The organism is Streptomyces silaceus, from assembly GCF_001419745.1.
Classification (GTDB): Bacteria; Actinomycetota; Actinomycetes; order Streptomycetales; family Streptomycetaceae; genus Streptomyces; species Streptomyces silaceus.
This window is the reverse complement of sequence record NZ_LIRJ01000499.1, coordinates 1-4,078: the sequence shown is the minus strand read 5'-3', so window position 1 is coordinate 4,078 and position 4,078 is coordinate 1. Positions and strand designations below refer to the sequence as shown.

General features: G+C 74.2%; 3 protein-coding genes. 1 reads left to right on the top strand and 2 read right to left on the bottom strand.

Features of this window, described 5'->3' with window-relative positions:
* Positions 1 to 259 precede the first annotated feature (259 nt).
* Both AOK22_RS35310 and AOK22_RS35305 read right to left on the bottom strand, forming a co-directional pair.
* Positions 260 to 1,216 carry an SCO1860 family LAETG-anchored protein gene (locus AOK22_RS35310; RefSeq protein WP_279617107.1) on the bottom strand — a complete coding sequence of 319 codons (957 nt, stop codon included), beginning with the start codon at positions 1,214 to 1,216 and terminating at the stop codon, positions 260 to 262.
* Positions 1,217 to 1,536: 320 nt separating this feature from the next.
* Entirely contained in the window at positions 1,537 to 2,631 is a 1,095-nt protein-coding gene (locus tag AOK22_RS35305) for an amidohydrolase family protein (protein WP_055702787.1), read from the bottom strand.
* Positions 2,632 to 2,719: 88 nt separating this feature from the next.
* On the opposite strand from AOK22_RS35305, the gene AOK22_RS35300 reads away from it, so the two are divergent.
* Positions 2,720 to 3,820 (top strand): pyridoxal-phosphate-dependent aminotransferase family protein, encoded by a 1,101-nt coding sequence (locus tag AOK22_RS35300; RefSeq protein WP_055702786.1) that lies wholly within the window; start codon positions 2,720 to 2,722, stop codon positions 3,818 to 3,820.
* Positions 3,821 to 4,078 lie beyond the last annotated feature (258 nt).

The following is a 4,078-nucleotide window of genomic DNA, read 5'->3' as shown; positions in this document are numbered from 1 at the left end:
CGCGGTCGCACGCGCGCCCGAGGGGACGTGGGGGTATGTGCGCACGGAGCGCCGAGCGTCATCTGGCGTCTTTGGACTTGAGGCGTGACGCAGGGATAGCGAGTACGCACATACCCCCGCGGCCCCGCCCCCCAGACGGACAACAGGCGCAGCACCGCCAAGGCGCAGACGCCCACGACCCCGCACCACCGACGAACCCAAGGCGCAGACCCCAACCCAAGGCGCCCCGCCAGACAAGGCGCCCCCGCCAGTCCCGGCGCTAGCCTCGGCTGCGGCGTGTCAGGGCCACCGCTCCGCCCCCCGCCGCCAGCAGCACCACCGCGCCGCCCGCGATGTACGGCGTCAGTGAGTTGCCGCCCGTTTCCGCGAGGTTCGCCTCCGCGGGCTTCGGCTCCGGCTTGGACTCCACCGGCTTCTCCCGCTCCCCCTGCGGCTTCGTCCCGCCCTCCCTCTCCTTCACCGGCGTCTCACACCCCGCCCCCGCGAGCGTCACCGTCCCCTCGACCTCCGCCACGTTCAGCTTCAGCGGGTTCACGGACACGTTCAGCTCCAGCGCGGACGCCGCCGCCGTGTTCGACGTCGTGTGCGTCTTCGAGAGATCCAGCCGCACCTCGCCCACCCCCGGCACCGACACCCGCGTCGCCTGCCCGGCGGTCAGCGTGACCTTCTTGCCGAGCACGGTCACCCCGCCCAGCAGGTTCGACTCGGCGACGGGCCGCTTCCCGGCCTCGCATACCGCCTTGGACGTGACCTGCTCGACCTCGATGAGGGAGAGCAGCGGCAGCCCCGGCACATGCATCCTGGCCCGCGCGATGTTGCTGTAGCCCTCCGCCGTGCCGCCCTTCACGGTCGCCCTGGCCGTCGCCACGTCCGCGCGCAGCACGCTGAAGGGCCGTCCCCCGTCGACCCCGTCAAGCCGGGCGGTCAGCGCGGTCTTCTCGGCGCTCGCGGGCGCCCGTACCTCGTTCAGGGCGACCTTGAGCGGAACGTTCACGGTCTTGTTGAGCAGGGAGACGTCGAGCCCGGTCCGCAGGACGACCGCGTCGGCGCGCCCGCCCCGGTGGCCCTCGCCGCCGCCCGTGGCCTGCGCGGACCCCGCGCCGGCGAGCGCGAGGGGCCCCGCGGCGAGGGCCGTGGCGACGGAGACGACGGCGAGGCGGCGGGCGGACGAACGCGGACGGACGACGTCGGCGTTCCGGAAGATGTCGCTGTTCAAGGTGGTGGGACCCTCACAAGAGAAACGGGGCCACCGTCCGCGCACGCCACATGGGGACATCGCGTACGCACCGATGGCGTCGCCCTCCTTCGGCGAGGGCGACGCCGGAATCTTTACGCACTCAGAGTGAACGGGCAGCAACCTGGCGTGAGTTCACTCCAAAGGGACGTTTCCGCGCCTGCTTTCGAATCTCCCGGCACGCGCGTTCCCTTCCACCACCTCCACACCCCTCGCAACGCCCGTCCCGCACAGGGACGTTGACGCCCGGCGCCCTCCGGGAGGAGCGCAACGAACCACGCCGCCCCCGCGTCACGCCCGGGTCAACCGACCACCTTCCCGTTCAGCACGACCCGCCGGGGCGCCGCGAGGACCCGCACGTCCTCGCGGGGATCCGCCTCGTAGACCACGAGGTCGGCCGGCGCGCCCTCCACGAGCCCCGGCCGCCCCAGCCACTCCCGCGCGCCCCACGTCGTCGCCGAGAGCGCGTCCAGGACCGGGATGCCCGCGAGGGTCAGCTCGGCGACCTCCGCGGCGACCAGGCCGTGCGGCAGGGAGCCGCCGGCGTCGGTGCCCGCGTAGATCGGGACGCCCGCGTCGTACGCGGCGCGCACCGTGTCGTAGCGGCGCGCGTGGAGCCGGCGCATGTGGTCCGACCAGCGCGGGAACTTCTGCTCGCCGCCCGCGGCGAGGTCCGGGAACGTGGCGATGTTGACCAGCGTCGGCACGATCGCGACGCCCCGCTCCGCGAACAGCGGGATGGTCTCCTCGGTGAGCCCGGTCGCGTGCTCGATGCAGTCGATGCCCGCCTCGACGAGATCCCGCAGGGAGTCCTCGGCGAAGCAGTGGGCCGTGACGCGCGCGCCGAGCCGATGGGCCTCGGCGATCGCCGCCTCGACGGCCCCGCGGGGCCAGCAGGCGGTCAGGTCGCCGACCTCGCGGTCGATCCAGTCGCCCACGAGCTTGACCCAGCCGTCACCGCGCCGCACCTCCTGGGCGACGTACGCGACCAGGTCCTCGGGCTCGATCTCATGGGCATAGTTGCGGATGTAGCGGCGCGTGCGCGCGATGTGCCGGCCCGCGCGGATGATCTTCGGGAGGTCCTCGCGGTCGTCGATCCAGCGGGTGTCCGACGGGGAGCCCGCGTCGCGGATGAGGAGGGTGCCGATCTCGCGGTCGGTGAGGGCCTGCTTCTCTGCGGTGTCGGCGTCGACGGGACCGTGGGTGTCCAGGCCGACGTGGCAGTGCGCGTCGACCAGGCCGGGCAGCGCCCAGCCCGCCACGGTCACCGTCTCCGTCGCGGGCGCGACCGGGCGGTCGTAGGTCACCCTCCCCCCGACCACCCACAGTTCGTCCCGTACGTCGTCGGGCCCGACGAGCACCCGCCCCTTCACGTGCAGCACCGCGTGATCGCTCATGCACAGCAGCCTAAAAGGCGGCCGGTACGCTCGGTAGCGCAGCCCGAACGAACTCGTGAGCGAAGTGAGCAGTGACGTGAGCAGTACCGTGACGCATCCCTTTCTGGACCTGGCGCCGCTGAGCGCCCAGCACTTCGCCGCCATCGAGGCGCGGGTGGCCCGTCTGCTCGCCACCGAGCAGGACGTCGTGATCACGCAGGGCGAGGCCCTGCTCCCCCTGGAGGGGTGCATCCGCGGCGCGGCCCGACCCGGCACGACCGCGCTGAACGTGATCACCGGGCCGTACGGCCAGACCTTCGGCGACTGGCTGCGGGACTGCGGCGCGACCGTCGTCGACCTCGCGGTGCCCTTCCACACGGCCGTCACGGCCGACCAGGTGCGCCAGGCCCTCGCCGAGCACCCGGAGATCGACTTCGTCTCGCTGGTGCACGCCGAGGCGGCGACCGGCAACACCAACCCCGTAGCCGAGATCGGCGAGGTGGTGCGCGCGCACGGCGCGCTGTTCATGCTGGACGCCGTCGCCTCGGTGGCCGCCGAGCCGCTGCTGCCGGACGCGTGGGGCGTGGACCTGTGCGTGATCGGCGCGCAGAAGGCGATGGGCGGCCCGGCGGGCGTCTCGGCCGTGTCGGTGAGCGAGCGGGCCTGGGAGCGCATGGCCGCCAACCCGCAGGCGCCGCGCCGCTCCTACCTCTCGCTCCTGGACTGGAAGGAGCGCTGGATCGACGGCGGCCGCAAGGCCCTGCTGCACGCGCCCGCCCAGCTGGAGATGCTCGCCCTGGAGGCGTGCGTGGAGCGCATCGAGACGGAGGGCCTGGACGCCCTGATGGCACGGCACGCCACCGCCGCGGCCGCCACGCGCGCGGGCGCGCTCGCGCTGGGCGGGGGTCTGGAGCCGTACGTGCACGAGGCCCGGGACGCGGCACCGGTCGCCACCACCCTGCGGGCGCCTTCGGGCGTCGACGCCTCGGAGCTGGTCGCCAGGGCGCTCGCCGCCGATCCGGTGCTTCCGCTGGTCGCCGGGGGCGGCGCGCTGGCCAAGGAGATGATCCGGGTCAACCACTACGGCCCGGACGCGACGCGCGGCGTCGTGCACGCCTCGCTCGCGGCCCTCGGCGCCGCGATGGGCGAGTCGGGTCTGACGGTCGACCTGGAGGCGGCTCGGCGCGCGGTGACGGACGCCTGGAGCTGACGCCACCCCCTCGAAGCCACCCGACGGGTCCGGGCCACACGGCCCGGACCTCCCGGCCAGGCATCCGGGCCGACGCGGCCCGGACCGCCCGCCCCCGAAGCGCGCTTCGGGGGCGGGCGGTCCGGGCCGCGTCGGCCCGGATGCCTGGCCGGGAGGTCCGGGCCGTGTGGCCCGGACCCGTCGGGTGGCTTCGCGGGGGTGGCGTCCGCTCCAGGCGTCCGTCACCGCGCGCCGAGCCGCCTCCAGGTCGACCGTCAG

Coding starts and splice junctions, on each gene's coding strand:
- AOK22_RS35305 (WP_055702787.1), bottom strand. CDS start 2,631: ATGAGCGATCACGCGGTGCTGCACGTGAAGGGGCGGGTGCTCGTCGGG.